This is a genomic window from Microbacterium gubbeenense DSM 15944 (genome assembly GCF_000422745.1).
Taxonomy (GTDB): Bacteria; Actinomycetota; Actinomycetes; order Actinomycetales; family Microbacteriaceae; genus Microbacterium; species Microbacterium gubbeenense.
The window spans coordinates 16,246-41,026 of record NZ_AUGQ01000007.1 but is presented as its reverse complement, the minus strand read 5'-3'; the positions used below and the strand labels follow the sequence as shown (position 1 = coordinate 41,026).

General features: G+C 69.5%; 21 protein-coding genes and 1 pseudogene. 9 read left to right on the top strand and 13 right to left on the bottom strand.

All coding sequences use genetic code 11. From position 1 onward, the window contains the following. The first annotated feature begins 30 nt into the window (after positions 1-30). Positions 31-1,797 (top strand): acetyl/propionyl/methylcrotonyl-CoA carboxylase subunit alpha, encoded by a 1,767-nt coding sequence (locus tag G510_RS0106160; protein WP_029152928.1) that lies wholly within the window; start codon positions 31-33, stop codon positions 1,795-1,797. A gap of 53 nt (positions 1,798-1,850) precedes the next feature. Here the strand turns inward: G510_RS0106160 and G510_RS0106155 are convergent, their stop codons facing one another. Next, positions 1,851-3,290, bottom strand: a complete 1,440-nt coding sequence (locus tag G510_RS0106155) for an NAD(P)H-quinone dehydrogenase (RefSeq protein ID WP_029152927.1) — start codon at positions 3,288-3,290, stop codon at positions 1,851-1,853. Between the two features lie 29 nt (positions 3,291-3,319). On the opposite strand from G510_RS0106155, the gene G510_RS0106150 reads away from it, so the two are divergent. Together G510_RS0106150 and G510_RS0106145 are read left to right on the top strand one after the other, a co-directional pair. Next, positions 3,320-4,147, top strand: a complete 828-nt coding sequence (locus G510_RS0106150) for a purine-nucleoside phosphorylase (protein WP_029152926.1) — start codon at positions 3,320-3,322, stop codon at positions 4,145-4,147. Next, positions 4,147-5,769: a phospho-sugar mutase gene (locus G510_RS0106145; RefSeq protein ID WP_036322194.1), complete on the top strand. Its 1,623-nt coding sequence runs from the start codon at positions 4,147-4,149 to the stop codon at positions 5,767-5,769. Before G510_RS0106150 ends, G510_RS0106145 begins: the two co-directional genes overlap by 1 nt. Before the next feature lie 9 nt (positions 5,770-5,778). Here the strand turns inward: G510_RS0106145 and G510_RS0106140 are convergent, their stop codons facing one another. The 3 genes from G510_RS0106140 to G510_RS0106130 all read right to left on the bottom strand — a co-directional run bounded on the left by G510_RS0106140 (position 5,779) and on the right by G510_RS0106130 (position 9,083). Beyond that, positions 5,779-6,702: a DUF1700 domain-containing protein gene (locus G510_RS0106140; protein ID WP_029152925.1), complete on the bottom strand. Its 924-nt coding sequence runs from the start codon at positions 6,700-6,702 to the stop codon at positions 5,779-5,781. Beyond that, on the bottom strand, positions 6,699-7,037 hold the full coding sequence (locus G510_RS15580; protein ID WP_036322192.1) for a PadR family transcriptional regulator: 339 nt from the start codon (positions 7,035-7,037) through the stop codon (positions 6,699-6,701). The genes G510_RS0106140 and G510_RS15580 overlap by 4 nt, the downstream gene beginning before the upstream one ends. Positions 7,038-7,163: 126 nt before the next feature. After that, on the bottom strand, positions 7,164-9,083 hold the full coding sequence (locus G510_RS0106130) for a BglG family transcription antiterminator (RefSeq protein WP_029152924.1): 1,920 nt from the start codon (positions 9,081-9,083) through the stop codon (positions 7,164-7,166). Positions 9,084-9,169: 86 nt separating this feature from the next. Here G510_RS0106130 and G510_RS19065 point away from each other — a divergent pair. Further along, positions 9,170-9,325, top strand: a pseudogene (locus G510_RS19065) (hypothetical protein); the annotation flags it as partial. Here the strand turns inward: G510_RS19065 and G510_RS18800 are convergent. Continuing rightward, a complete protein-coding gene (locus tag G510_RS18800; protein ID WP_169562570.1) occupies positions 9,305-9,532 on the bottom strand; it encodes a hypothetical protein in 228 nt (75 codons plus the stop codon). The pseudogene G510_RS19065 and the gene G510_RS18800 sit on opposite strands and share 21 nt — an antisense overlap. Before the next feature lie 3 nt (positions 9,533-9,535). Between G510_RS18800 and G510_RS18795 the strand changes: the two genes are divergently transcribed. The 5 genes from G510_RS18795 (at position 9,536) to G510_RS0106105 (ending at position 15,577) form a co-directional block, all read left to right on the top strand. Further along, a complete protein-coding gene (locus tag G510_RS18795; RefSeq protein WP_029152923.1) occupies positions 9,536-9,802 on the top strand; it encodes an HPr family phosphocarrier protein in 267 nt (88 codons plus the stop codon). A gap of 5 nt (positions 9,803-9,807) precedes the next feature. Then, the gene (gene ptsP / locus G510_RS0106120; protein ID WP_029152922.1) at positions 9,808-11,454 is read left to right on the top strand and encodes a phosphoenolpyruvate--protein phosphotransferase; all 1,647 of its coding nucleotides are present in this window, start codon (positions 9,808-9,810) and stop codon (positions 11,452-11,454) included. 25 nt (positions 11,455-11,479) lie between these two features. After that, positions 11,480-13,483 carry a PTS mannitol transporter subunit IICBA gene (locus tag G510_RS0106115; RefSeq protein WP_029152921.1) on the top strand — a complete coding sequence of 668 codons (2,004 nt, stop codon included), beginning with the start codon at positions 11,480-11,482 and terminating at the stop codon, positions 13,481-13,483. After that, the gene (locus G510_RS0106110; RefSeq protein WP_029152920.1) at positions 13,480-14,628 is read left to right on the top strand and encodes a mannitol-1-phosphate 5-dehydrogenase; all 1,149 of its coding nucleotides are present in this window, start codon (positions 13,480-13,482) and stop codon (positions 14,626-14,628) included. Before G510_RS0106115 ends, G510_RS0106110 begins: the two co-directional genes overlap by 4 nt. Positions 14,629-14,770: 142 nt before the next feature. Beyond that, on the top strand, positions 14,771-15,577 hold the full coding sequence (locus G510_RS0106105) for a DUF308 domain-containing protein (protein ID WP_029152919.1): 807 nt from the start codon (positions 14,771-14,773) through the stop codon (positions 15,575-15,577). An 11-nt stretch (positions 15,578-15,588) separates the two neighbouring features. Here G510_RS0106105 and G510_RS0106100 read toward each other — a convergent pair whose 3' ends face one another. The 8 genes from G510_RS0106100 to G510_RS0106065 all read right to left on the bottom strand — a co-directional run bounded on the left by G510_RS0106100 (position 15,589) and on the right by G510_RS0106065 (position 24,749). Continuing rightward, positions 15,589-16,563: an MsnO8 family LLM class oxidoreductase gene (locus tag G510_RS0106100; RefSeq protein ID WP_029152918.1), complete on the bottom strand. Its 975-nt coding sequence runs from the start codon at positions 16,561-16,563 to the stop codon at positions 15,589-15,591. Between the two features lie 114 nt (positions 16,564-16,677). Beyond that, positions 16,678-17,814: an adenosine deaminase gene (locus tag G510_RS0106095; protein WP_029152917.1), complete on the bottom strand. Its 1,137-nt coding sequence runs from the start codon at positions 17,812-17,814 to the stop codon at positions 16,678-16,680. Positions 17,815-17,837: 23 nt separating this feature from the next. Next, positions 17,838-19,127, bottom strand: coding sequence for a thymidine phosphorylase (locus G510_RS0106090; protein ID WP_029152916.1), 1,290 nt, complete (start codon positions 19,125-19,127; stop codon positions 17,838-17,840). 4 nt (positions 19,128-19,131) lie between these two features. After that, positions 19,132-19,530, bottom strand: a complete 399-nt coding sequence (locus tag G510_RS0106085; RefSeq protein ID WP_029152915.1) for a cytidine deaminase — start codon at positions 19,528-19,530, stop codon at positions 19,132-19,134. Between the two features lie 4 nt (positions 19,531-19,534). Further along, entirely contained in the window at positions 19,535-20,815 is a 1,281-nt protein-coding gene (locus tag G510_RS0106080; protein ID WP_029152914.1) for an ABC transporter permease, read from the bottom strand. Further along, positions 20,812-22,044, bottom strand: coding sequence for an ABC transporter permease (locus G510_RS15575; RefSeq protein ID WP_051216462.1), 1,233 nt, complete (start codon positions 22,042-22,044; stop codon positions 20,812-20,814). Before G510_RS15575 ends, G510_RS0106080 begins: the two co-directional genes overlap by 4 nt. Beyond that, complete coding sequence (locus tag G510_RS0106070; protein WP_029152913.1) at positions 22,041-23,570, bottom strand: ABC transporter ATP-binding protein; 1,530 nt, start codon at positions 23,568-23,570, stop codon at positions 22,041-22,043. Before G510_RS0106070 ends, G510_RS15575 begins: the two co-directional genes overlap by 4 nt. A 75-nt stretch (positions 23,571-23,645) precedes the next feature. Beyond that, the gene (locus G510_RS0106065) at positions 23,646-24,749 is read right to left on the bottom strand and encodes a BMP family lipoprotein (protein ID WP_029152912.1); all 1,104 of its coding nucleotides are present in this window, start codon (positions 24,747-24,749) and stop codon (positions 23,646-23,648) included. Positions 24,750-24,781 lie beyond the last annotated feature (32 nt).

The following is a 24,781-nucleotide window of genomic DNA, read 5'->3' as shown; positions in this document are numbered from 1 at the left end:
CACGGGCTCGTGCCGAATAGGCTCGAATCCATGCCCGCAATCCGTAAGGTGCTCATCGCCAACCGTGGAGAGATCGCCGTCCGCATTATTCGTGCGGCCCGCGACTCCGGAATCGGCTCCGTCGCCGTCTATGCAGACCAGGACCGTGATGCGCTGCATGCGAAGCTCGCCGACGAAGCCTACGCGCTCGACGGCTCGACCAGCGCCGACACATACCTCGTCATCGACAAGATCCTCTCGATCGCCCGCCGTTCGGGCGCCGATGCCGTGCATCCCGGCTACGGCTTCCTCGCCGAGAACGCCGAGTTCGCGCGCGCGGTCGAGCGATCCGGCCTGATCTGGATCGGCCCGGGCCCCGAGGCCATCGAACAGCTCGGCGACAAGGTGACGGCCCGCCACGTGGCCGAGAAGGTCGGCGCCCCGCTCGCCCCCGGCACACCCGGACCGGTCGAGACCGCCGATGAGGTCGTCGCGTTCGCCGAGGAGTTCGGCCTGCCCATCGCCATCAAGGCGGCCTACGGCGGCGGCGGCCGCGGCCTGAAGGTCGCCCGCGAGCTCGACGAGGTCGCGGAACTGTTCGAGTCGGCCACACGCGAGGCCGTCGCGGCGTTCGGGCGCGGCGAGTGCTTCGTCGAGAAGTACCTCGACAAGCCCCGCCACGTCGAGACCCAGTGCCTCGCCGATGCCGCAGGCAACGTCGTCGTGGTCTCCACGCGCGACTGCTCGCTGCAGCGCCGTCACCAGAAGCTCGTCGAGGAGGCGCCCGCGCCGTTCCTCACGGACGAGCAGACCCAGACGCTGTACGACGCGTCGAAGGCGATCCTCAAGGAGGTCGGCTACGTCGGCGCCGGAACCTGCGAGTTCCTCGTCGGGGCCGATGGCACCATCTCGTTCCTCGAGGTGAACACGCGCCTGCAGGTCGAGCACCCCGTGAGCGAGGAGATCACCGGAATCGATCTCGTGCGCGAGCAGTTCCGCATCGCCGCGGGCGGCACGCTCGACTACGACGACCCGACGCCCGAGGGCCACTCGTTCGAGTTCCGCATCAACGGCGAGGATCCCGGACGCGGCTTCCTGCCGCAGCCCGGCCCCGTTCAGGTGTTCAAGCAGCCGGGCGGCCCCGGCGTGCGCGTCGACTCCGGCGTGACCGCAGGCGACGAGATCAGCGGCGCGTTCGATTCGATGCTCGCGAAGCTGATCGTGACCGGCGCGACCCGCGCGGAGGCGCTCGAGCGCTCGCGCCGCGCCCTCGACGAGTTCGAGGTCGCGGGGCTTCCGACCGTGATCCCCTTCCACCGCGCCGTCGTGGCCGACCCGGCGTTCGCGCCCGAGTCCGGCCCGTTCGGCATCTTCACGCGCTGGATCGAGACCGAGTTCGACAACCGGATCTCGGCATGGGACGGCGAGGCCCAGGACGCATCGCCCGCGGAGGAGCGGCACAGCGTCGTCGTCGAGGTGAACGGCAAGCGGGTCGAGGTGAGCCTTCCCGACCGCATCACGCAGCCGGCCAGCATCGGACGCCCCGTCGCGGCGCCGCCGTCGCGCCGCAGCCACCAGTCGACGGGCATCTCGAGCGGTGCGTCGGGGGACGCGCTGAAGTCGCCCATGCAGGCGACGGTCGTCAAGCTCGCGGTCGAGGAGGGCCAGGAGGTCGTCAAGGGCGACCTCGTGGTCGTGCTCGAGGCCATGAAGATGGAGCAGCCGCTCACCGCCCACAAGGACGGGCGCGTCGAGAAAATCGACGCGCCGGTCGGCGGCACCGTCAGCTCGGGCCACCAGCTGCTGCAGATCGTCTGATCACACGAAGAAGCGGGCCGCCCCCTCCGGGACGGCCCGCTTTCTCGTGCGGTCTACTCCTCGCCGCGCATCGAGATGCCGTGCATGGCGCGCGCGGCGTCGGTGATGGATCCCGCGAGCGACGGGTAGGCCGTGAACACGCGCGCGACCTGGTCCACCGTGAGTCGGCGCTCGACGGCCATCGCGATCGGGAAGATCAGCTCGCTCGCCTTCGGGCCGACGACGACGCCGCCCACGACCGTGCCGGAGAGGTTGCGGGCGAAGAGCTTCACGAACCCGTCTTTGACGCCCATCATCTTGGCGCGCGGGTTCTCTTCGAGGTCGATCTTGAGCTCGATCGCGTTCTTCGCATCGTTCGTGAAGCCGACCGTCGCGATCTCGGGCGACGTGAAGATGTTCGATGCGACCTTGTGCTTCGAGAACGGAATCACCGAGTCGCCCATCGCGTGGAACACCGCCGTGCGGCCGAGCATCGACGACACCGACGCGAGCGGCACGAGGTTGGTGCAGTCACCGACCGCGTAGATGTTCGGGATCGACGTGCGTCCGACCTTGTTGACGCGGATGTGGCCCGATTCCTCGAGCTGCACCCCGGCGCTCTCGAGCCCCAAACCCGGTGTATTCGGCACCCCGCCGACGGCCATCAGGCAGTGCGATCCCTCGACGGTCGATCCGTCCGACAGCGTCACGACGACGCCGTCACCGGTGTTCTCGACCGTCTGCGCGCGAGACTTCGCGAGCAGCGTCATGCCGCCGCGGGTGAAGACCTTCTCGAGCACGCGCGCGGCGTCGGGATCCTCGCCCGGCAGCACCTGCTCGCGGCTCGAGACCAGCGTGACCTGAGCGCCGAGGTTCATGTACGCGGAGGCGAACTCGGCGCCCGTGACGCCGGATCCGACGACGATCAGGTGCTCGGGCACCGCCGACATGTTGTACATCTGCTTCCACGTCAGGATGCGGTCGCCGTCGGGCTTCGCGGTGGGCAGCTCCCGCGGCGACGCACCGACCGAGACGATGATCGTGTCGGCCTCGATGCGGTCGAAGTCGGTGCCCTCGGGGCCCGTCGACACGACGATCGCGTCGTCGCCCTCGAGGCGGCCGTACCCCGAGATGATCGTGACGCCCTCCTCGAGCAAGCGCTCGCGCATGTCCTCGGACTGCTGGCCCGCGAGAGCGAGGATGCGCTTGTTGATGGCGAGCAGATTGATCGCCACCTCGGGCTTGAGCGGCTTGCCCTTCTCGCCGCGCGCGAAGAACTGCACGCCAAGATCGCCGGCGTCCTCGATCGCGCGGGCCGCGTCGGCTGTCGCGATGAGGGTCTTGGAGGGCACCACATCCGTGAGCACGGCGGACCCGCCCACGCCGGTGCACTCGACGATTGTCACCTCGGCCCCGAGCTGGGCGCCCGCGAGCGCCGCCTCATAGCCGCCGGGGCCGCCGCCGATGATCGCGATGCGCTGTTTGCGCTCGAAGTCGAAACTCATAATGTCCATTCTCACACCGCGGCGGATATCGTGTCTGCATGACTGATCCGTCGCACCCCCTCGACCTCGCCGCCGACCCGTTCGAGGTCGCCCGCACCGCCGCCGCCGATATCGCGCGGCTGACCGGAATCGCACACCACGACATCGCCGTCACCCTCGGCAGCGGGTGGGGGCAGGCAGCCGATCTCATCGGCGAGACGGTCGCCACGATCCCCGCGACCGAGGTCACCGGTTTCTCGAAGCCGGCGCTCGACGGCCACGTCGGCACGCTGCGCAGCGTGGCGACCCCCGACGGGCGCCACGTGCTCGTGATCGGCGCGCGCACCCACTACTACGAGGGCCACGGCGTGCGCCGGGTCGTGCACAGCGTGCGCACCGCCGCCGCAACGGGCGCGACGACCATGGTGCTGACGAACGGGGCGGGCGGGCTGAAACGCGGCTGGACCCCAGGGCAGCCCGTGCTCATCAGCGACCAACTGAACCTCACCGCCGACACCCCGCTCGAGGGCGCGACGTTCATCGACATGACCGACCTGTACGCCGCGCGGCTGCGGGCGATCGCGCGCGAGGTCGATCCGTCGCTCGACGAGGGCGTGTACACGCAGCTGCGCGGGCCGCAGTACGAGACGCCCGCCGAGGTGCGCATGGTCGGGGCCATCGGCGGCGACATCGTCGGCATGTCGACGGCGCTCGAGGCCATCGCCGCCCGCCAGGCCGGCATGGAGGTGCTCGGCTTCTCGCTGATCACGAACCTCGCGGCCGGCATCTCGCCGACGCCACTCAGCCACGAGGAGGTCATCGAGTCGGGCCGCGCCGCCGAATCCCGCATCTCCCAGCTGCTCGCCGACGTGATCGGACGCCTCTGATGGCGGCGTGGCACGACTGGCTCGCGCAGGATCCCGATCCCGAGACGCGCGCGGAGCTCAGCGCGCTCGTCGCGGCCGCTGAGCAGAACGACGCGGCGGCACAGACCGACCTCGCCTCGCGCTTCGCGGGGCGCCTGCAGTTCGGCACCGCGGGCCTGCGCGGCGAGCTGGGCGCGGGATCGATGCGGATGAACCGTGTGCTCGTTGCGCAGGCGGCCGCGGGGTTCGGCAACTACCTGCTCGCGTCGTCGGCGAGGCCGGTCGTCGTGATCGGCTACGACGGCCGCAAGAACTCCGATGTGTTCGCGCGCGACTCGGCCGAGCTGTTCGCGGGCGCCGGGCTGAGGGCGATCCTCCTCCCCCGCCTGCTGCCGACGCCGGTTCTCGCCTTCGCGGTGCGCTACCTGGGCGCCGACGCCGGTGTCATGGTCACGGCGAGCCACAACCCGCCGAACGACAACGGCTACAAGGTCTACCTCGGCGGCGCCGACGGCGGGGCCCAGATCGTCTCGCCCGCCGACGCCGAGATCGCCGGATTCATCGACGCCGTCGCCGAGGGATCGATCGCCGATCTGCCGCGCTCGTCGTCGTACGAGATCGCGGGCGACGACGTCGTCGACGCGTACATCTCGGCGACCGCCGCCGTCGCGCCGGCCCCAAGTTCTGCCGAGAGCATGCGCTGGGTCTACACGGCCATGCACGGCGTGGGGTGGGAGACGGCGAGCGCCGTCGTCGAGCACGCGGGATACCCGCAGCCCGACGTCGTCGCCGAACAGATCTCCCCGGATCCGGCGTTCCCGACCGTCGCGTTCCCGAACCCCGAGGAGCCGGGCGCGATGGATCTCGCGTTCCAGGCCGCCCAGGCCGCGGGCGCCGAGTTCATCGTCGCGAACGATCCCGACGCCGACCGGGTCGCGGTGGCCGTTCCCGGGCCGGACGGCTGGCGCCGCCTCACCGGCAACGAGATCGGCCTGCTGCTCGGCGCCCGTGCCGCGCGTGCGGCGGGCGGATCCGGATCCCTCGCCTGCTCGCTCGTCTCGTCGCCGGGCCTTGGCGAGATCGCCCGGCTCCACGGCCTCGACTGGCACGAGACGCTCACGGGCTTCAAGTGGATCTCGCGCGCGCCCGACCTCGTGTACGGCTTCGAGGAGGCGCTCGGCTACCTCGTGAACCCCGAGACCGTGCGCGACAAGGACGGCATCTCGGCGATGGTCGCCGTGCTCGGCCTTGCCGCCGACGCGCGCGCGGAGGGGCGGACGCTGGCCGATCTGCTCGCCGAGCTCGCCGACGAGATCGGCCACTTCGCGAGCGCGCAGGTCTCGATCCGCGTCGAGGATCTGTCGATCATCGGATCCACGATGGCGCGGCTGCGGGCGGATCCCCCCGCCGCGTTCGGCGACGTCGCGGTCGCCCGCTTCGACGACCTGCTGCGCCCCGCCCCGGGACAGCCGGGCGGCGACATCCTGCGGTTCCTGCTCGACGGCGGATCCCGCGTCATCTTCCGCCCGAGCGGCACCGAGCCGAAGCTGAAGGCCTATCTCGATGTCAGGGCGACATCGGCGCCCGACGCCGAGCAGCGGCTCTCGGCGCTGGAGCGTTCGGTCCGCGAGCTCATCGTCTGACCCGCGTCGTCAACCTGACCGCTTCCGGCGTGTGAGAGCAGCTGCGGGACGGTTCAGGCCTCGGGTGCCCGCTAGTGCACCGATGCCGAGCGCGAACCACATGCCGCCCGCGCTCCAGAAGCCCAGGAACAGCAGACCGGGGTCGAACATGCTCGCGACCAGTGTCGCTGCTCCCGACGCAGTGACGATCACGTAGGCGATCCGCACACCGCACGCGAACAGCGCGCCCACCGCGACGATCGCAGTCCCGAGCAGCACGACGTAGACGGTGGGCTCGACGGTGCCGGTGGCAACTGCGCACACCGACACAATCCCGGGCAGTGCGACCGCGACGCCGCCGATGATCCGCAGGGCGAGTCGCGCGCCGGTGCCTCGCGAGCGGGTCGCCGAGGGAACGACGGCCGCGGCCCACAGCATGAACATCAGCGGGGTGAACATGACGAGGTTCCCCCAGAGGAAGAATCCGGCGATTACGATTGCTGTTGCGGCGATCGCAGCGAGCACAGGCCCGATGGATCCCCACGGCCGCGGCACGATGAGCGGCGTCGCTCCGAGCAGGACGGGAAGCGCGACCGCGAGCACAGCTCCGCCGAGTCCGAGCCCCGACGCGAGTTCAGGCTCGATGAACAGCATCAGGGCCGAAACAATCACACCGACGCCGACCGTCGCGATCGAGAGCCAGCGCTCGGCGCGATGCTCCGGGTCGGTTGCCGGCTGCACGTCGAGCTCATCCGCGTAGTTCTTCGCAGCTTCGCGTGGCGTGCCCAGCCCCGCGAGAATCTGATCGATGTCGCGCCCGCGCTCGAGGGAATCGAGGATGTGGGACTCGACGTCATCGATGATCTCGGCTCGCTGCACGGCGGGCAGGATTCCGAGCTCACGATCGAGCTGCGCGAGGTACCGCTCGGCGCGGCGTTCCTGCGTGGCGTTCATGCTTTCTCCTCCAGTGTGTTGTTCACGTGCTGCGAGATCGGACCCCACACTTCGGCGAAGGCTGAGAGCATCGCCCGGCCGTCGTCGGTGATTTCGTAGTACTTCCGCGGTCGAGATCCGTCCCGCACTTCGCGTCGGCTCCGCACGGAGCCGGCCTGCTGCATGCGTGCGAGCAGCGGATAGAGGCTGCCTTCACTCGCCGTGAGGTCGCGCGCGACGAGCTGGTCGGCGAGCTCGAGCCCGTACATATCGCGGTCCGCGAGAAGCGCGAGCACACAGCCTTCGAGCACCCCCTTGCGAAGGTTCGTGGCGATGCGTTCGCGGATCTCATCCATGCCATCGACATTATCTTGTGTAGCAAGACTTGCACAACAAGACAATTACGGACATGCCTCAACATTCCCGCTGCTGCGCTAATTTCGGCGTTCTAGAGCAGCGACAGGAAGGTTGAGTTCGAGTCGCTACGTTTCGTCGATCAGGGCCGCGAGCTCCGTCAGGAAGGTCGCGAGGTCGGTCGCGCGGCGGGTGATTCGGCGCGCGTTCGACGGATCCGCGAACACATCGACGAACTGCTCGAACACGGTCTGGAACGCCGGGCGATCCGATTCGCTGAACGCCACGAGAGCCACGACGTGCACGCGATCCTCGCCCCAGACGATGCCGTGCTCCGAGACCGCCACGGCGATCGCGGTGCGGTTCGCTGACATCGTCATGGCGTGCGGCACGGCGAGAGATTCCGTGAACGCGGTCGAGCTCAGGGCCTCGCGCTCGAGCGCGCTCGCCACGTAGCCGTCGTCGATGATTCCGGCGTCGATGAGCGAGTCGCCGAGCGTGCGGATGATCGACTCGGGCGATGACTCGGGCGCATCGCGCACGAACGCGTCGGGCACGAACCACTTCTCGATCTCCTCGCGCAGCCGCACGAGGCGGCGCTGCCGGCGCACGCGATGCGCGGCGTCCGCGATGCGGGACACGTCGCGCTCGGAGAGGAACGGCGGGATCCGCACCACTTTCTCCGATGCCCCGTGCGCCGGCGGGTCGATCGTCGTCAGCACGAGGTCGGCGCCAAACCCCGCCCAGTCGGGGTCGTACCGGGTGGAGCGCTCGATGATCTCGACTTCGCCGCCGAGCTCCGCGACGATGCCCTTCTCGAGCTGGCGCCGCATCTCGTCGATGCCGGGGCACACGAGGGCGACCGTCACGACCGCGCGCGACTCGCGATCGATCTCGAGCGAGGCGCCGAGGTGCATCGCGATGTCGGTGATCTCGTCGTCAGGAATGGTGACCCCAAGGTCGCGCGACAGGTCGCTCGCGACCTGCACCGCCATCTCGAACACGAGCGGCGAGGCCGCCTTGAGCGAGCGCGTCATCGGGTTGCGCGAGAACAGCTGCTCCTGCACCCGCCGCACGAGGTTCTCCACATGCAGGGCGAGCCGGCCGACGAGCCCCTCCTGCGCCAGCTCGACGTCGTACGCGTCGGCGACCCGCGCGACGGCGGACGCGACCGCGCGCTCGACCGCCGGATCCGCGCGGATCCCGGACCCTGACGATCCGGAGTCGACGATCGAGAGCATGACGAGCGAGGCGAGGTGCGCGAGGTCGGACTCGCCGAGCTCCGCGCCGAATCGATTGCGGGCGATTCCGCGGATCACCTCGGCGACCGGCGCGAGCTCGCGCGCCGCGATGCCGGAATCCGGCAGCGGATGCCCGTGCGCCGAGCGGTCGCACGCGATCGCCACGTGCAGCACGACATCGGCCGCCGCGAGCTCGTTGACGGCGTACCCGAGGCCCGACAGTGCGTCGAGCAGGTCGCGACCGGTCTGCGTGAACTCCCCCGCGTCGAGGCCCAGGCGCTCAGCCGCACGGTGCGACGCGATCACGTCGCGCCCGCCCTCGTCGGCCTGCTCGTGCACGAGGAGGCCGATGAAGCGGCGCCGCGCGAGCTCGGATCCCTCGATCGATACGACGGCCGCCTCGCGCCGGAAGCCGAGTTCGGTGCCGTCGAGCGCCGCACGGATCCGCCGGAGATCGGCCTCGATCGTGCCGGGCGACACGTGCAGTTCGAGAGCCGCCACGAATACGTCGACGCCCTCGTCGGTCTCGAGCAGCTGCCGGACGAGGGTGAGCGCCCGCTCTCGCGGCGTGCCGCGCGTCGGTCGGTCCTCGTCGAGCTCGACCTCGGCGGCTCCCGAGGCGGCGCGATATCCGAGCGGACCCGACTCGATCGCGTCGCCGTGAGGCGCCAGCCGATTGATCGCCGTGACGTAACTGCGCACGCTGCGCGAGGTGACACCGAGGTGGTCGGCGATGTAGCCGGCCGTCACCCAGTCGGATCGACGCAACAGGATGCCGAGCATCCGCGCCTGTCGTTTCCGGGTCACCCGCCAAGTCAATCACCCTTCGGCGGCAGTTTTCCGCAGGGTGCGGAAACAGGTCTCCATTGCCTTCGCGCCCGGACAGGAACAGGATGATGGTGAGAAGGAGACGTGAATCGATGAAGATCATCGTGATCTGTGGCGCCGGCGCTTCGAGCACATTCGTCGCGACGCGGCTTCGCCGTGCCGCGGAAGCGGCCGGCACCGACGTCGAAGCCGTCCCCTCCTCACTGTCGTCGTTCGCCGGGCAGCTCGGATCCGCCGATGCGGTTCTCGTGGCCTCCCACGTGGGCGATGCCTTCGCCGATGTGCACGCGCATGCGCGCGCACAGGGCGTGCCCCTCGCAGTACTCCCCGCCGATATCGCGCGAGATCGCGAGGGCTCGCTGGCCCTCGAGGTCGTGCGCGACCTCGCCCCGCGGATCCACCACGGACCCGCCCTTCGAAAGGAACACACCATGGCTACTCGCACAGTCACCATTGCCGGTTCGCACGGCCTGCACGCCCGCCCGGCGAAGCTGTTCAGCGCCGCCGCGAAGGACTCGGGCCTCGATGTCACGATCGCGAAGGTCGACGGCAAGGCCGTCAACGCCGCGAGCATCCTCGGCGTCATCTCGCTCGGCGCGAACACGGGCGACGTCGTCACCCTCACCGTCGAGGGCGACGGCGCGGAAGGCGTGCTCGACCAGCTCGCCACCATGCTCGAGACCGACCAGGACGCGTGATCGACGTGGCCGAGATCAGCGGAACCGGAATCGGGCAGGGCATCGCCCACGGTCCCGTCGCCACGATGGCGGCCGGCCTCGAGCCGCCGAGCGACGCGCCCTCGAAGCGCACGCCCGACGAGGAGAAGCAGGCCGTCGCCGAGGCGGTCTCGGCCACAGCCGCCGAGCTCAATGCGCGCGGCGAGCGCGCGGGCGGCTCGGCCCAGGACGTGCTCGAGGCTCAGGCCATGATGGCCGAGGACCCGACGCTCGAGGAGTCGGTCCACGACAAGATCGACGCGGGCGCCACGGGCGAGTACGCCGTCCACACGGCGTTCGCCGAGTTCGCGGAGCAGCTCCAGGAGCTCGGCGGATACCTCGGCGAGCGCGCCGCGGACCTCGCCGATGTCGCCCAGCGCGTCATCGCACACCTGCGCGGAGTCTCGGCTCCGGGCGTGCCCGAGCCCGGGCACCCGTTCGTGCTCGTCGCGAACGACCTCGCCCCCGCCGATACGGCGCTGCTCGACCTCGACCAGGTGCTCGCCGTCGTGACGACCGAGGGGGGCCCGACCTCGCACACCGCGATCCTCGCCCGCGAGAAGGGCATCGTCGCGGTCGTGGGAACGGGCGCGACGGGCCTCGAGGACGACCAGATCGTGATCGTCGACGCCGAGAACGACGTCGTGATCATCGATCCGTCCGAGGAGCAGATCTCCGAGGCCACCGCGCGCGCGGACGCCCGCGCCGCGGCGCAGGCCGCCCCGATCACCCCGGGAGCGCTATCGGACGGCACGCTCGTGCCGCTGCTCGCGAACCTCGGGGATCCCGATGGCGCCGCCGAGGCGGTCGAGCTGGGAGCGGAGGGCGTGGGCCTGTTCCGCACCGAGTTCCTCTTCCTCTCGAACGACGAGGCGCCGTCCGTCGAGAGCCAGAAGAAGAGCTACGTCGATCTTCTGGCGGCATTCGCCGGCAAGAAGGTCGTCGTGCGCGTGCTCGACGCGGGCGCCGACAAGCCGCTGCCGTTCCTCACCGACGAGGGCGAGGAGAACCCGGCCCTCGGGCGCCGCGGGATCCGCGCGCTCTCGTTCCACGAGGACATCCTGCGCGATCAGCTGACCGCTCTGGCTCAGGCCGACGCCGAGACCGACGCCGACCTGTGGGTCATGGCCCCGATGATCGCGACGATCGACGAGACCGAGTACTTCATGAACCTGGCCACCGAGCTCGGGCTGAAGACCACGGGAGTCATGGTCGAGGTTCCCTCGGCCGCGCTGCTCGCGGACCAGATCCTCAAGGTCGCCGATTTCGCGTCGATCGGCACCAACGACCTCGTGCAGTACACGATGGCAGCGGACCGCCTGCTCGGATCCGTCGCCCACCTGCAGAGCCCGTGGCACCCCGCGGCGCTGCGCCTGATCAAGGCCGTCGCCGATGGTGGCCAGGTCAACGACAAGCCCGTGGGCGTGTGCGGCGAGGCCGCCGCGGATCCGCTGCTCGCCGTCGTTCTCGTGGGCCTCGGCGTGACCACCCTGTCGATGTCGCCCTCGGCGCTCGCTGATGTGCGCGCCGAACTCCTTAAGCACACCCTCCAAGACGCCCAGCGCATTGCGCAGGCCGCCCTCGACACCGGCAATGCTGACGGCGCGAAGTCGGCTGCGCGCGCTGCCGCGTAACGTCCCTCTCACCCAAGGAATCACGATGTCTACCGACACAGCAACGAAGGCCCCGGGCGGTTTCCGGGTCGCTGTCCAGAAGATCGGCTCGTTCATGTCGGGCATGATCATGCCCAACATCCCGGCGCTCGTCGCCTGGGGCCTGTTCACCGCCTTCTTCATCGAGAAGGGCTGGACGCCGAACGCCGACCTGTCGACGATCGTCGACCCGATGATCCACTACCTGCTGCCGCTGGTCATCGCCTACACGGGCGGATTCATGATCTACGACAAGCGCGGCGGCGTCGTCGGCATGATCGCGACGATGGGAGCGATCGCGGGCAGCGACCTCCTGATCGCCGCGCAGAACGCCGACGGCGAGGGCGGCCTCGGCCAGATCCACATGTTCCTCGGCGCCATGGTCATGGGCCCGCTCGGCGCGTGGATCATGAAGAAGCTCGACGCCCTGTGGGAGGGCAAGGTCAAGGCCGGCTTCGAGATGCTGGTCAACATGTTCTCGGCCGGAATCCTCGGATTCCTCGCCGCGATCTTCTCGTTCTACATTCTCGCGCCGGTCGTCAACTGGATCACCGGTGTCCTCTCGTCGGCCGTCGAGTTCCTTGTGAGTCGCGACCTGCTGCCGCTCACGAGCATCCTGATCGAGCCCGCGAAGGTGTTCTTCCTCAACAACGCCATCAACCACGGCGTGCTCACCCCGCTCGGCACGATCGAGGCCACCGACCAGGGCAAGTCGATCCTGTTCCTGCTCGAGGCGAACCCCGGCGTCGGCCTTGGTCTGCTGCTCGCGTTCACGTTCTTCGGCGTCGGCGCGGCGAAGGGCTCGGCCCCGGGCGCCGCGATCATCCAGTTCTTCGGCGGCATCCACGAGGTGTACTTCCCCTACGTGCTGATGAAGCCGTCGCTGCTGATCGCCGTCATCGCGGGCGGCATGTCGGGGGTCGCGACCAACGCGCTCTTCGACACGGGCCTGCGCGCCCCGGCCGCGCCCGGATCGATCATCGCCGTGATGATCCAGACCCCCGGCAGCGACTACCTCGGCATCATCCTTGCCGTGGTCATCTCGGCCGCCGTGACGTTCGCCATTGCCTCCGTCATCCTGCGCGCGAGCCGCAAGCGCGACCTCGCCGCGGGCGACCGGTTCGGCGCGGCCGTCGCTCAGACCGAGAAGAACAAGGGCAAGAAGTCCGACTTCCTCTCCGGAATGGCCGCGGGCGCGAGCGTCACCGCGACGAAGACGATCGAGAAGGTCATCTTCGCGTGCGACGCGGGCATGGGTTCGTCGGCCATGGGCGCGGGCGTCCTGCGCAAGAAGGTCAAGGATGCCGGCATCACGGGCGTCACGGTCACCAACAAGTCGATCGCCAACCTCGACGGCACTGCCGACCTCGTGATCACGCAGTCGCAGCTCACCGACCGCGCGAAGCAGAACGAGCCGAGCGCGATGCACGTGTCGGTCGGCGGGTTCATGAACGCGCCCGAGTACGACGAGGTCGTCGAGATGCTGCTGAAGCAGCAGAACGGCGAGTCTGAGGAGGCCCCCGCAGAGGCCGCCCCGGCTGCCGCACCGGTTGCTGACGCGGAGCCGGCCGGCGCCGCGGAGGTCCTGAAGCCCGAGTACGTGAAGATCCACTCCGGATCCGTCACCCGCGACGAGGCGCTTCAGGAGGCCTCGGGCATCCTCGAGGCCGCCGGCGCCGTCACGGGCGACTACTTCCAGGCGATGAAGGATCGGGAGCAGACCGTCTCGACGTTCATGGGCAACGGTCTCGCGATCCCCCACGGAACCGACGCGGCCAAGGACGCCGTGCTCGGATCCGCGCTCGCCGTGATCCGCTACGACGGCGGCGTCGACTGGGGCGACGGCGACACGGCGACGTTCGTCGTCGGCATCGCTGGCAAGGGCGACGCGCACCTCGAGATCCTGCAGTCGGTCGCGATCCAGTTCGGCGACGACGACACGGTCGCGCGCCTCAAGGCCGCCGAGACCGAGGAGGAGCTCTACACGCTGCTGAAGGGTGGGCTCTCGTGACGAAGAAGGCCGTGCACTTCGGTGCCGGGAACATCGGGCGCGGGTTCGTCGGCGCGCTGCTGCACGAGGGCGGCTACGAGATCGTCTTCTCGGACGTCGCCGGATCCCTCGTCGACGCGATCAACGCCGCCGACTCGTACACGGTGCACGAGGTCGGCGACGGCGGACGCGACGTCACCGTCACGGGCTTCTCGGCGCTGAACAGCTCCGAGGCCCCGGACGCGGTGGCTGCCGAGGTCGCCTCGGCCGACGTCGTCACGTGCGCCGTCGGGCCGACCGTGCTGAAGTTCATCGCGCCGGTGCTCGTGGCCGGGCTGCGCGCACGCGTGGCGAGCGCGCGCCCGCTGCAGGTCATGGCGTGCGAGAACGCGATCGGCGCGACGGATCAGCTGCGCGAGCATGTCGAGTCCCTCGCGGGTGACGAGTGGCCCGACCTGTCGTCCCGCGCCGTGTTCGCGAACACGGCCGTCGACCGCATCGTCCCGGGGCAGCCCGAGGGCGCCGGCATCGACGTCACGGTCGAGCCGTTCTTCGAGTGGGCGATCGAGCAGGGCCCGTTCGACGGCGACCTGCCGTCGATCCCCGGAGCGCACTTCGTCGACGACCTCGGCCCGTTCATCGAGCGCAAGCTGTTCACGGTCAACACGGGGCACGCGGCGACGGCCTATCACGGCGCGCTGGCGGGCTTCGAGAAGATCGCGGACGCCCTGTCCGATCCCGACATCGAGCAGAAGGTCGGCTCGGCGATCTCCGAGACGAGCGCCGTTCTCGAGCAGAAGCACGGCTTCGCCGCCGAGGATCTCGCCGAGTACCGCAGGACGATCATCGAGCGCTTCAAGAACCCGGCCCTGCCCGACACGGTGACGCGCGTCGGGCGCCAGCCGCTGCGCAAGCTGTCGCGCCACGAGCGCTTCATCGGTCCCGCGGCCGAGGCCGCCGAGCGCGGGCTCGGCGTCGCCGGGCTGCTCGCGGCGGTCGACGCGGCGCTCGCGTTCGAGGATCCTGCCGACGAGCAGGCCGTCGAGCTGCGCGCGAAGCTCACGTCCCTGAGTGCCGACGCGTTCACGACAGAGGTGACGGGCCTCGACCCGTCGCACCCGCTCTACGCCCCCGTCCGCGACGTCGTCGCGCGACACACGGCGTAGCGCGGCACCAGCCCCGGAGTCCGCACCTCCGGCACCCCGCGACCAGATCCCCGCACGGATCCGGTCGCGGGGTCTTCTGGTTTTCCCCCGAGTTCTCCGACTGCCGTCGCGGAACGCGGTCCGAACCGGGACAATGGAAGATATGAGCACTCCGCAGCCTCCGTACGGTTTCCCCGAGCAGACCCCGCCGGCGTCGAACGCCCCGACGGCGCCCCACGGCTACCCCGCGCAGGCAGGACCGCAGTCGCCGCCGCCGCCCGCGCCCCCTGAGCGCAAACGTCCCGGCTCCCTCATGCCGGTGCTCGCTCTGGTCTTCGCGATCATCGGCCTCATCGTCGTGAGCCTCGGGTATGCGTCGTTCGCGCCCGGCATCGGCACCGTTCTCGGCGGCGTCTCGTTTGCCGGGTGGCTGTTCATCATCGCGGGCCTCGTGCTCGCGATCGTCGCTCTCGTGCGCCGCGCGGCCGCGAAGGGCGTGAGCATCGCGGCGCTCGTCATCTCGATCATCGGCGGCCTGGCCGGCATCGGCTCGGTCATCGTGTTCGTCACCGCGAGCTTCTTCAACTTCGCGAACACGATGGTCGACGAGTACGGCGATCTCGTGCCCGAGAACCCCGACGACTACTTCGAGATGCCCGAGGGATCCGACGGGTTCGACGGGTCCGAGGGAACCGTCGATGCCGACGTGCAGGCCGACTGCGATGTGCTCTTCGCCGCCGCTCCGGACGCGATGAACTCCAACGCCGATCTCAGCCAGCTGTTCGACGACCTCGCCCGCCAGATGTCCACCGAGCAGGTGCGCGAGCCCCTCGAGGATCTCGCGGACGCCTACGAGGAGCTGCTCGACATGGACGACCCGGGCGACGCGGCGGAGGCCGCGGGCGAGCACCAGCGCGCGGCGCAGGAGCTCTACAGCGTATGCGGGCTGAGCATCGACGAGCTGCAGTAGCCGGATCCGCGCTACGCCTTGGCGACCGCGCTCACGAGCGCCGCATCGAGGTCGCCGAGCGCTCCGCGATCGAACGTCGACGTCGACGCCATGATCTCGTCGGCGCCCGAGTCGTCGATGAGCTCGTGCAGGCGCTCCGCGACAGCGCCGGACGTGCCGGTGATGACCTTCTCAAGGTGCTGATCGACGCGCTCCCGCACGCGGTCCGACCAGGTCTGGGCGAGGATCCGCTCGGGTGATTCGAGCGGCGGGAACTCTCCCGTGCGCCTCGACATCGCCATCGCCCAGGCCTCGGGCAGGGCGAGCTCCCGCGCGCGCCGCTCGTTCTCGGCCGCAAATGCGTCGACCGAGAGGATCACGTGCGGCCGGGCATCGGCGGCATGCGGAGAGAAGATGTCGCGGTAGCGCGCGAGCGTGTCGTTCAGGGCGTCGTCGAGCACGAGCGGCCCGCCGACAACGACGGGCAGCCCGAGCCGCGCCGCGATATCGACACCCGATCGCGTGGCGAGCACGTGCACGGGGATCCGCGGTGTCGCCGGACGCGCCGTCACCTCTTCCTCGTCGCGGAGGAAGCCCACGAGCTCCCGGATCTCCCGCTCGAACATCGCAGGCGAGGTCCGCTCGCGCCGGAGCGCGCGGCGCACGGCCGGCGTGAACCCCAACGAGTTCCCGACCCCGAGGTCGATCCGGTCGGGGGTGAGGGATGCGAGCATGCGGAACTGCTCGGCGACGACGAGCGGTTGGTGCTGCGGCAACATGACGCCGCCCGAGCCCAGGCGGATCCGTTCGGTCACCTGCCCGATCGCCGCGAGCAGCACCGCGGGCGATCCGGACGCGATGCCGGGCACGGCGTGATGCTCGGCGACCCAGAACCGGTGATACCCGGCCTCTTCGGCCTGCACCGCGCGAGCGACGGAGTCATGGAGCGCCTGCCCATCGACGTCCCCGTGACGGGTCCGAGACCGATCGAGAAGAGAAACCCGCACGTCGACCTCAACTCCGATCGCTCGGAGACTATTCCCCCCTAATTCTTCATTTCTGGCACTTTTCTGCGTGCATTTGCACGCGGAAAAGTGCCAGAAATGAAGAGTTGTCGGGCGTCAGGCCTGTTCGAAGCCCTCCGCGATCAGGTCGATCAGTTCTTCGCGCTGTTCGATCGGGAGGAACGTCGCCGCGGCCGCGTTCAGCTGGAACGTCTCGAGGTCGTCGAGGCCGTACTCGAACGTGTCGACGAGCACGGCCAGCTCCCGCGTGAGCGTGGTGCGGCTCATCAAGCGGTTGTCGGTGTTGACCGTGACGGCGAACCCGAGCTGGTAGAGCAGGTCGAACGGGTGGTCCTCGAGCGTCGTTCCCCACCGCGCGATCGCGCCCGTCTGCAGGTTCGAGGTCGGTGCCATCTCCAGCGCGATCTCGCGGTCGCGCACCCAGCGCGCGGTGTCACCGAAGCGCACCCGCACCTCGTCGCCCTCGGCCTGCACCTCCTCGAGGTCCTCCGCGATCCGCACGCCGTGCCCCAGGCGCAGCGTGCGCCCGTCGAGCAGCGCCGAACGGATCGAGTCGATTCCCGCGGCCTCGCCGGCGTGGATCGTCACCGGCATGAACTCCCGCGCGAGGAGGTCGAGCGCCTCGACATGCCCCGACGGCGGGAACCCGTCCTCGGGCCCCGCGAGATCGAACGCGACTACGCCGTCCTCGCGGAAGTCGACCGCGAGCTGCGCGATCTCGGACGAGCGGGATCCCTGACGCATCGCGGACAGGATCTGCCCGACGCGGATCGAATGGCCGTTGTCGGCGGCGATGTCCTCGCCCTCCTCGATGCCTTCCTGGACGGCCTGGACGGCGTCGGCCAGCGCGAGGCCGCCCGTCGTGTGCTGTTCGGGCGCCCACCGCACTTCGGCGTAGATGATGCCGTCGTTCGCGAGATCCTCGACAAACTCCCGCGCGACGCGCGACAGGTTCTCCGCTGTCTGCATCACCGCGACGGACAGATCGAAGCTCTTCAGGTAGTCGACGAGCGATCCCGAGGCCGACTGCGCGGCGAACCACTCGCCGAGCTCTCGCGAGCTCTCGGCCGGCAGTGGGATGCCGGCGGCTCCCGCGAGCTCGAACACCGTGGAAGCCCGCAGGCCCCCGTCGAGGTGGTCGTGCAGCGAGATCTTCGGCAGGCTGCGGATCGGAACGCCCTCGACGCTCGCCTCTCGACGGGCCGGGCGATGCTTGTTCTGCGGACGCGACATGCGATTCTCCTGCGTGTGACGGGTCAAACGGATGTGATGCGTTCGCGCACGATCGGCGCGGCCTCGGGAGCAGTCTCGCCGATCTCGAACGAACCCGCCAGGGCCTCGAGCGCGCGGTCGAACCGGCTGCCGTCGTCGGCGTTGAGCGTGAACAGCGGATCTCCGGCGCGCACCACGTCGCCCGGCTTCGCGTGCAGATCGATTCCGGCCGCGTGCACCACCGGATCCGCCGCCCGCGCGCGCCCCGCACCGAGGCGCCACGCGGCGATTCCGACGTCGAACGCGTCGAGGCGCGTCATGACGCCGTCGCGCTCGGCCGCAACGACGTGCGTCTCGCGGGGCGCCGGCAGCGGCGCGTCCGGATCCCCGTCCTGCGCGCGGATCATCGCGCGCCACGTGTCCATCGCGCGGCCGTCCTTGAGAGCCTCGGCCGGATCCGCGTCGATGCCCGACATCTGGAGCATCTCCCGCGCGAGCGCGACCGTGAGCTCGACGACGTCGGCGGGTCCGCCGCCCGCGAGCACCTCGACGGATTCCCGCACCTCGTTGGCATTTCCGGCCGTCAGCCCGAGCGGCGTCGACATCGCGGTGATCAGCGCCGTGGTCTTCACCCCGGAGTCGGTGCCGAGCGCGACCATCGTCTCGGCGAGCTCCTTCGCCTGCGCATAGTCCTTCATGAACGCGCCGGTGCCGAACTTCACATCGAGCACGAGCGACTCGGTGCCCTCCGCGATCTTCTTCGACATGATGCTCGAGGCGATCAGCGGAATCGCCTCGACCGTGCCGGTCACGTCGCGCAACGCATACAGCCGCTTGTCCGCCGGCGCGAGACCGGATCCGGCCGCGCAGATCACGGCTCCCACGGGGCCCTGCATCTGCGCGAACATCTCCTCGTTCGTGAGCTGTGCGCGCCACCCGGGGATCGCCTCGAGCTTGTCGAGCGTGCCGCCCGTGTGGCCGAGCCCGCGCCCCGACAGCTGCGGCACGGCGACGCCGAACGACGCAACGAGCGGTGCCAGCGGCAACGTGATCTTGTCGCCCACGCCGCCGGTCGAATGCTTGTCGGCGGTCGGTTTGCCGAGCCCCGCGAAGCTCATCCGCTCGCCCGTTGAGATCATCGCGTCGGTCATGACGCGGATCTCCTCGCGGGTCATGCCGTTCAGCAGGACGGCCATCGTGAACGCCGACATCTGCGCGTCCTGCACGTATTCGCGCGTGTATGCGTCGATCATCCACCGCAGCGCGGGCTCGGGGACTGCTCCCCCGTCGCGCTTGGTACGGATCACATCGACGGCGTCGAACGGCTCTGCCATGGAATCAGTTCACCCTCTCGAGGTCGCGCGGCCCGAATGCGTCGGGAAGCACCTCGTCGATCGTACGGATCCCCGAGACGGTTTCGAGGAGCATGGTCGGGTGGGCGTGTTCGTACAGCAGCTGCCGACAGCGACCGCACGGCATGATCGTCTCGCCCTCACCGTTCACACAGACGAACGCGACGAGGGACCCGCCGCCCGTCATCGCGAGGTTCGAGACCAGCCCGCACTCGGCGCACAGCCCGACGCCGTAGGAGGCGTTCTCGGTATTGCACCCCGCGACGGTGCGCCCGTCGTCGACCAGCGCCGCGGCGCCCACCGGGTAGTTCGAGTACGGCGCGTACGCCGAGCGCATGGCGCTGATCGCGACCTCGCGTAGCGCATCCCAGTCGATATCGGTCATGGCCTCATCCCTTGATATACGGCTGGCCGGATGCCGCCGGCGGGCGCGAGCGTCCGACGAGGCCCGCCACCGCGAACAGCGTGACGACGTACGGCAGCATGAGCATGAACTGGCTCGGAACCGGGGATCCGATCACCGAGAACACGCCCTGCAGGTTCGTCGCGAACCCGAACAGCAGCGCCGCGAGCGTCGCGCGGATCGGATCCCACTTACCGAAGATGAGCGCGGCGAGCGCGATGTATCCGGCGCCGCCCGTCATCTCGCGTCCGAACTGCGGGTTCGACACGAGAGTGTAGAACGCGCCGCCCATGCCCGCGATCGCGCCCGCGAGCATGACGTTGGCGTACCGGGTCGCCGCGACCTTGATGCCCACGGTGTCGGCGGCCTGCGGGTGCTCGCCCACGGCGCGCAGGCGCAGGCCCCAGCGCGTGTGGTAGAGCCCGTACCAGACGATCGCCACGACGATGTACATCAGGTAGGTCAGCACGGTCTGCTGGAAGAGCACCGGCCCGATCACCGGAATCTCGCTCAGCACCGGGATCGAGATGACGCGGAACAGCTCGGGCGAGTTCAGCGTCGCCGTGTTGTCGGCCATCACGGTGCTGAAGAAGAAGGTCGTCAGCCCCACGACGAGCACGTTCAGCACGACACCGACGATGATCTGGTTCACGAAGTAGGTGATCGCGAACACCGCCAGCACGAGCCCGACCAGCAGCCCCGCGATCATCGCGGCGACCAGGCCGAGCCACGGGGTGCCCGTGAGCGATCCGACGAGCGCCGCCGAGAACGCGCCCGACAGCAGCTGCGCCTCGATCGCGATGTTCACGACGCCGACGCGCTCGCCGATCACGCCGCCGAGCGCGCCGAAGATCAGCGGCGTCGCCAGGGCGAGGGATCCGGTCAGCAGGCCGATCATCGGCAGCGTCGCGCCGGCCGACGCCCACGCGAGGAATCCGACGAGCAGCAGCACGACGTAGACGATCGTCAGCCAGAGCGGCGAGGGCCTCCCCGCGCGGGTGCGGAGGAAGGCGACGACGGTCGCGACCGCCATCAGCGCGACGCACACCCACGCCGTGGGGTTCGACGGCACGACGAGGTCCGGCAGCTGGATCGCCGCGGCGGCGCTGCGCACGAGGCGGAAGGTGCTCACGCCCTCGCGCGGCGCCAGCAGCGGCATCAGCGCGAACAGCACCGTGAACACGGCGAAGATCGCCGGAACCTTCCACGACGTGATCGTGACCTTGCGCTGCTCGTCGCTCACGACGGGCTCGATGACGGCGCTCATACGGTCACCGCCTTCGCGTGACGGCCGCGTTTTCGCGCCCGGGGCTGGGCCGGATCCGGCAGGCGGAAGATCGCGCGCACGAGCGGCGGCGCCGCGATGAACAGCACGATGAGCGACTGCACGACGAGGACGACCTCGTTCGGCACCTGCTCGGCCGCCTGCATCGAGAAGCCGCCGGCCTTGAAGGCGCCGAACAGGATGCCGGCGCCGAGGATTCCGATCGGCGACGAGCGGCCGAGCAGCGCCACCGTGATGGCGTCGAAGCCCATGCCGGCGTCGATGTCGCCGCCGAAGCCCGTGGGCACCGTGCCGAGCACCTGGCTGACGCCGGCGACGCCGACGAGGCCGCCGGCGATGACCATCACGATCACGTACGAGCGGCTGACGCTGATGCCCGCCGCACGCGCGGCGTGGGGGTTCTCGCCGACCGCGCGCAGCCGGAATCCGAGACTCGATCGCTCGAGCAGCCACCACGTGAACGCGACGGCGACGAGCGCGAGGATGAAGCCGGCGTGCAGGTTGAAGCGATCGCCGAGCAGGTTCGGCAGCAGCGCCGTCTCCGCCATCGGCGCCGTCTTGGGGTTGTTCGATCCCGGGGCCTGCAGGATCCCCTGCGTCGCGAGCATCCACGCGAGCAGATACAGCGCGATGTTGTTGAGCATGATCGTGAGGATCACCTCGTGCGCGCCGGTTCTGGCCTTGAGGTACCCGGCGATGCCGGCCCAGATGCCGCCGGCGACGACGCCCGCGACGACCGCGACGAGCAGGTGCAGGCCGACGGGAAGGTCGAGGTAGGCGCCGACGTATCCGGCGCCGGCGGCGGCCATGAGCATCTGCCCCTGTCCGCCGATGTTGAACAGGCCCGCGCGGAACGCCAGGCCGACGCCGAGGCCGGCCGCGATCAGCGGGGTCGCGAACTTCAGCGATTCCGTGAGGGGCCGGATCTGCGCGGCGAAGCCGGACGCGTTCGGGTTGAACACGGCGCCGCGGAACAGCGCGGCGTACGCGCCGGAGACGGCGTCCCACACCGCGGCGACGGTGTCCATCGGGCGGGCGAAGAAGTACCCGGCGGCCGACTGGACGCTCTCGTTCGTGATCGCGATCAGAACGGATCCCGCAATGAGTGCCAGAACCACCGACAGCACCGAGATCGCGGCGCCCCCGGTCGTGATCTGCCTCAGCGCGACGTGCCAGCGCGACGGCTTCGGCGCGGTCTCTGCGGCGCTCATGCGCTCGTCTCCCCACCCAGAGCCGATGACCCCGACATGCCGGCCATCATCAGGCCGAGCTCCTCGCGCGGTGTGTCGCCCGGAACGATTCCGACGACCTTGCCGCGGTACATGACCATGATCCGGTCGGCGAGCGCGGCGGCCTCATCGAGCTCGGTCGAGATGACGAGCACCGGGATCCCGGAGTCGCGCGCCGCGACGATGCGCGTGTGGATGAACTCGATCGAGCCGACGTCGACGCCGCGGGTCGGCTGCGCCGCGACGAGCAGCGACAGGTCGCGGCTCAGCTCTCGCGCCAGCACGACCTTCTGCTGGTTGCCGCCCGACAGGCGGCCGGCGGCCTGCGCGGGCCCCTGCGTGCGGATGTCGAACTCGTCGATCTTCTCGCGCGCGAAGTCGTTCAGCGCGTTCTGCCGGATGGTGCCGCGCGAGACGAAGGGCTCTCCGTGCGAGCGGTCGAGCATGAGGTTCTCGGCGATCGAGAACTCCTTCACGAGCCCGTCGACGCTGCGATCCTCGGGCACGAAGCCGACGCCGTCGTCGAGGATGTCCCGCACGCTCCGACCGGCCAGCTCACGGCCATTCAAGCGCGCCGAGCCGGACACGCGGTCCTGCAGCCCCACGATCGCCTCGGTGAGTTCGGTCTGCCCGTTGCCCTGCACGCCCGCGATCGCGAGCACCTCTCCCGCGTGCACGGAGAACGAGACGTCGTCGACGACGACGGTGCCGACGTCGTCCGTGACGGTCAGACCGCTCACGACGAGCGCCTCGTCGCCGAGGGTCGGCGGATCCTTGTGCACGGTCAGCTCGACCGCGCGGCCGACCATGAGCGAGGCGAGCTCGGCGTTCGACGCCGTCGGCTCGGCCTCGCCGACGACCTTGCCGAGGCGGATCACCGTGATGCGGTCGGCGACTTCGCGCACCTCGCGGAGCTTGTGGGTGATGAACACGATCGATGTGCCGGCGTCGCGCAGCTGACGCATCGTCGTCATCAGCTCATCGGTCTCCTGCGGCGTCAGCACGGCGGTCGGTTCGTCGAACACGAGCACCTTCGCATCCCGCGAGAGCGCCTTGATGATCTCGACGCGCTGCTGCACGCCGACCGGCAGGTCCTCGACGAGCGCGTCCGGATCGACGTTGAAACCGAACCGCTTCGAGATCTCGTGCACCCGCGCGCGGGCCGCAGCCAGGTCGAGGCGGCCGCCGAACTTCGTCTGCTCGTGACCGAGCATGACGTTCTCCGCGACGGTGAACACCGGGATCAGCATGAAGTGCTGGTGGACCATGCCGATGCCCGCGGCCATCGCGTCGCCGGGCCCGCTGAATCCCTGGACGGCGCCGTCGATGAGGATGTCGCCGTCGTCGGCCTGGTAGAGGCCGTACAGCACGTTCATCAGAGTGGACTTGCCGGCGCCGTTCTCGCCGAGGAGGCAGTGGATCTCGCCGGGTTCGATCGTGAGATCGATGTGGTCATTGGCGGTGAGAGCACCGAATCTCTTGGTGATGCCGCGCAACTCGAGCTTCATGAGTCGATCCTATTCAGCAGGGCGTGAAAGCGGGGAGGCCAGCGTGAGCTCGCCTCCCCGCTTTTTGATACGGGATCAGCCGAGGTACGACTCGACGGCGACGTCGCCCGCGATGATCGATTCCTTCAGCGCCTCGACCTCGGCGAGAAGATCGGCATCGACCTTGTCGGCGAAGTCGTGCAGGTCGGCGATGCCGACGCCGTCGTTCTCGAGCGTGCCGACGTAGGGCGTCGGGTCGAACGAGCCGTTCGCGCTGTCCGTGACGGCCTGGTACGTCGACAGGTCCATGTTCTTCAGGATCGACGTGAGCACGAATTCGGCCGTGGACGGGTCGGTCTCGTACAGGTCGGCGTCCGCGCCGATGAGCGCGATGTCGCTGTCGGACTCCTTGATCGCCTGCAGCGCCGACTGGTAGATCGGACCGCCGACCGGCAGCAGCACGTCGACGCCCTGGTCGATGATGTTCTGCGCGGCGCTCTTGGCCTCGGGGCCGGCCTCGAAGCCGCCCGTGAAGGTGCCCGTCTCGCCGTCCCAGCCGACGACGGAGACGTCGGTGCCCTTCTCCTCGTTGTAGTAGTCGACGCCCTGTTTGAAGCCGTCCATGAAGATCGTGACGGTCGGGAACTCCTGGCCGCCGAAGGTGCCGACTTTGCCGGTCTCCGAGTAGCCCGCCGAGAGGTAGCCCGCGAGGAACGCGGCCTGCGCCGTGTCGTACAGCAGCGGCTTGATCGTCGGCACGTCGGTCTCACCGTCGAAATCGGCGTCCGCGGCGTCGTCGACCAGGATGAAGTCAATGTCCTCGTTCGCCTTCGCGTTCTCGATGGTGGCGGGGGCGAGGGCGAAGCCGACCGAGACGATCGCGTTGCAGCCCTGGGCCACGAGGTTCTCGAGGTTCGGGGCGTAGTCGGTTTCGGCGTTCGACTCGACTTCCTTCCACTCGACGCCGAGCTCCTCGGCCGCCTGGACGACGCCCTCGAGCGAGAGCTGGTTGAACGACTTGTCGTCGAAACCGCCGAAGTCCGAGACGATGCACGGCAGGAAATCACTGGCCGCGTCCTCCGTCCCGCCGTTGCCGCCGCTCGCGGTCTCTTCCTCGGGCGCCGCACCGCATCCTGCGAGCAGAAGGCCTGCGCTGACGGCGGCGATGCCGGCCAGCGCGGAACGCGTGATCGTCTTCATAACGCTGAGTCCTCCATTGACTGGGCCCCACA

Bases quoted from the DNA above. Each gene is read 5' to 3' on its own strand.
- G510_RS0106160 (WP_029152928.1), top strand. From the start codon at position 31: ATGCCCGCAATCCGTAAGGTGCTCATCGCCAACCGTGGAGAGATCGCC.
- G510_RS0106145 (WP_036322194.1), top strand. From the start codon at position 4,147: ATGGCGGCGTGGCACGACTGGCTCGCGCAGGATCCCGATCCCGAGACG.
- G510_RS0106140 (WP_029152925.1), bottom strand. From the start codon at position 6,702: ATGAACGCCACGCAGGAACGCCGCGCCGAGCGGTACCTCGCGCAGCTC.
- G510_RS0106095 (WP_029152917.1), bottom strand. From the start codon at position 17,814: ATGTCGCGTCCGCAGAACAAGCATCGCCCGGCCCGTCGAGAGGCGAGC.
- G510_RS0106150 (WP_029152926.1), top strand. From the start codon at position 3,320: ATGACTGATCCGTCGCACCCCCTCGACCTCGCCGCCGACCCGTTCGAG.
- G510_RS0106070 (WP_029152913.1), bottom strand. From the start codon at position 23,570: ATGAAGCTCGAGTTGCGCGGCATCACCAAGAGATTCGGTGCTCTCACC.
- G510_RS0106155 (WP_029152927.1), bottom strand. From the start codon at position 3,290: ATGGACATTATGAGTTTCGACTTCGAGCGCAAACAGCGCATCGCGATC.
- G510_RS0106105 (WP_029152919.1), top strand. From the start codon at position 14,771: ATGAGCACTCCGCAGCCTCCGTACGGTTTCCCCGAGCAGACCCCGCCG.
- G510_RS0106090 (WP_029152916.1), bottom strand. From the start codon at position 19,127: ATGGCAGAGCCGTTCGACGCCGTCGATGTGATCCGTACCAAGCGCGAC.
- G510_RS0106080 (WP_029152914.1), bottom strand. From the start codon at position 20,815: ATGAGCGCCGTCATCGAGCCCGTCGTGAGCGACGAGCAGCGCAAGGTC.
- G510_RS0106065 (WP_029152912.1), bottom strand. From the start codon at position 24,749: ATGAAGACGATCACGCGTTCCGCGCTGGCCGGCATCGCCGCCGTCAGC.
- G510_RS15580 (WP_036322192.1), bottom strand. From the start codon at position 7,037: ATGGATGAGATCCGCGAACGCATCGCCACGAACCTTCGCAAGGGGGTG.
- G510_RS15575 (WP_051216462.1), bottom strand. From the start codon at position 22,044: ATGAGCGCCGCAGAGACCGCGCCGAAGCCGTCGCGCTGGCACGTCGCG.
- G510_RS0106085 (WP_029152915.1), bottom strand. From the start codon at position 19,530: ATGACCGATATCGACTGGGATGCGCTACGCGAGGTCGCGATCAGCGCC.
- G510_RS18795 (WP_029152923.1), top strand. From the start codon at position 9,536: ATGGCTACTCGCACAGTCACCATTGCCGGTTCGCACGGCCTGCACGCC.
- G510_RS0106115 (WP_029152921.1), top strand. From the start codon at position 11,480: ATGTCTACCGACACAGCAACGAAGGCCCCGGGCGGTTTCCGGGTCGCT.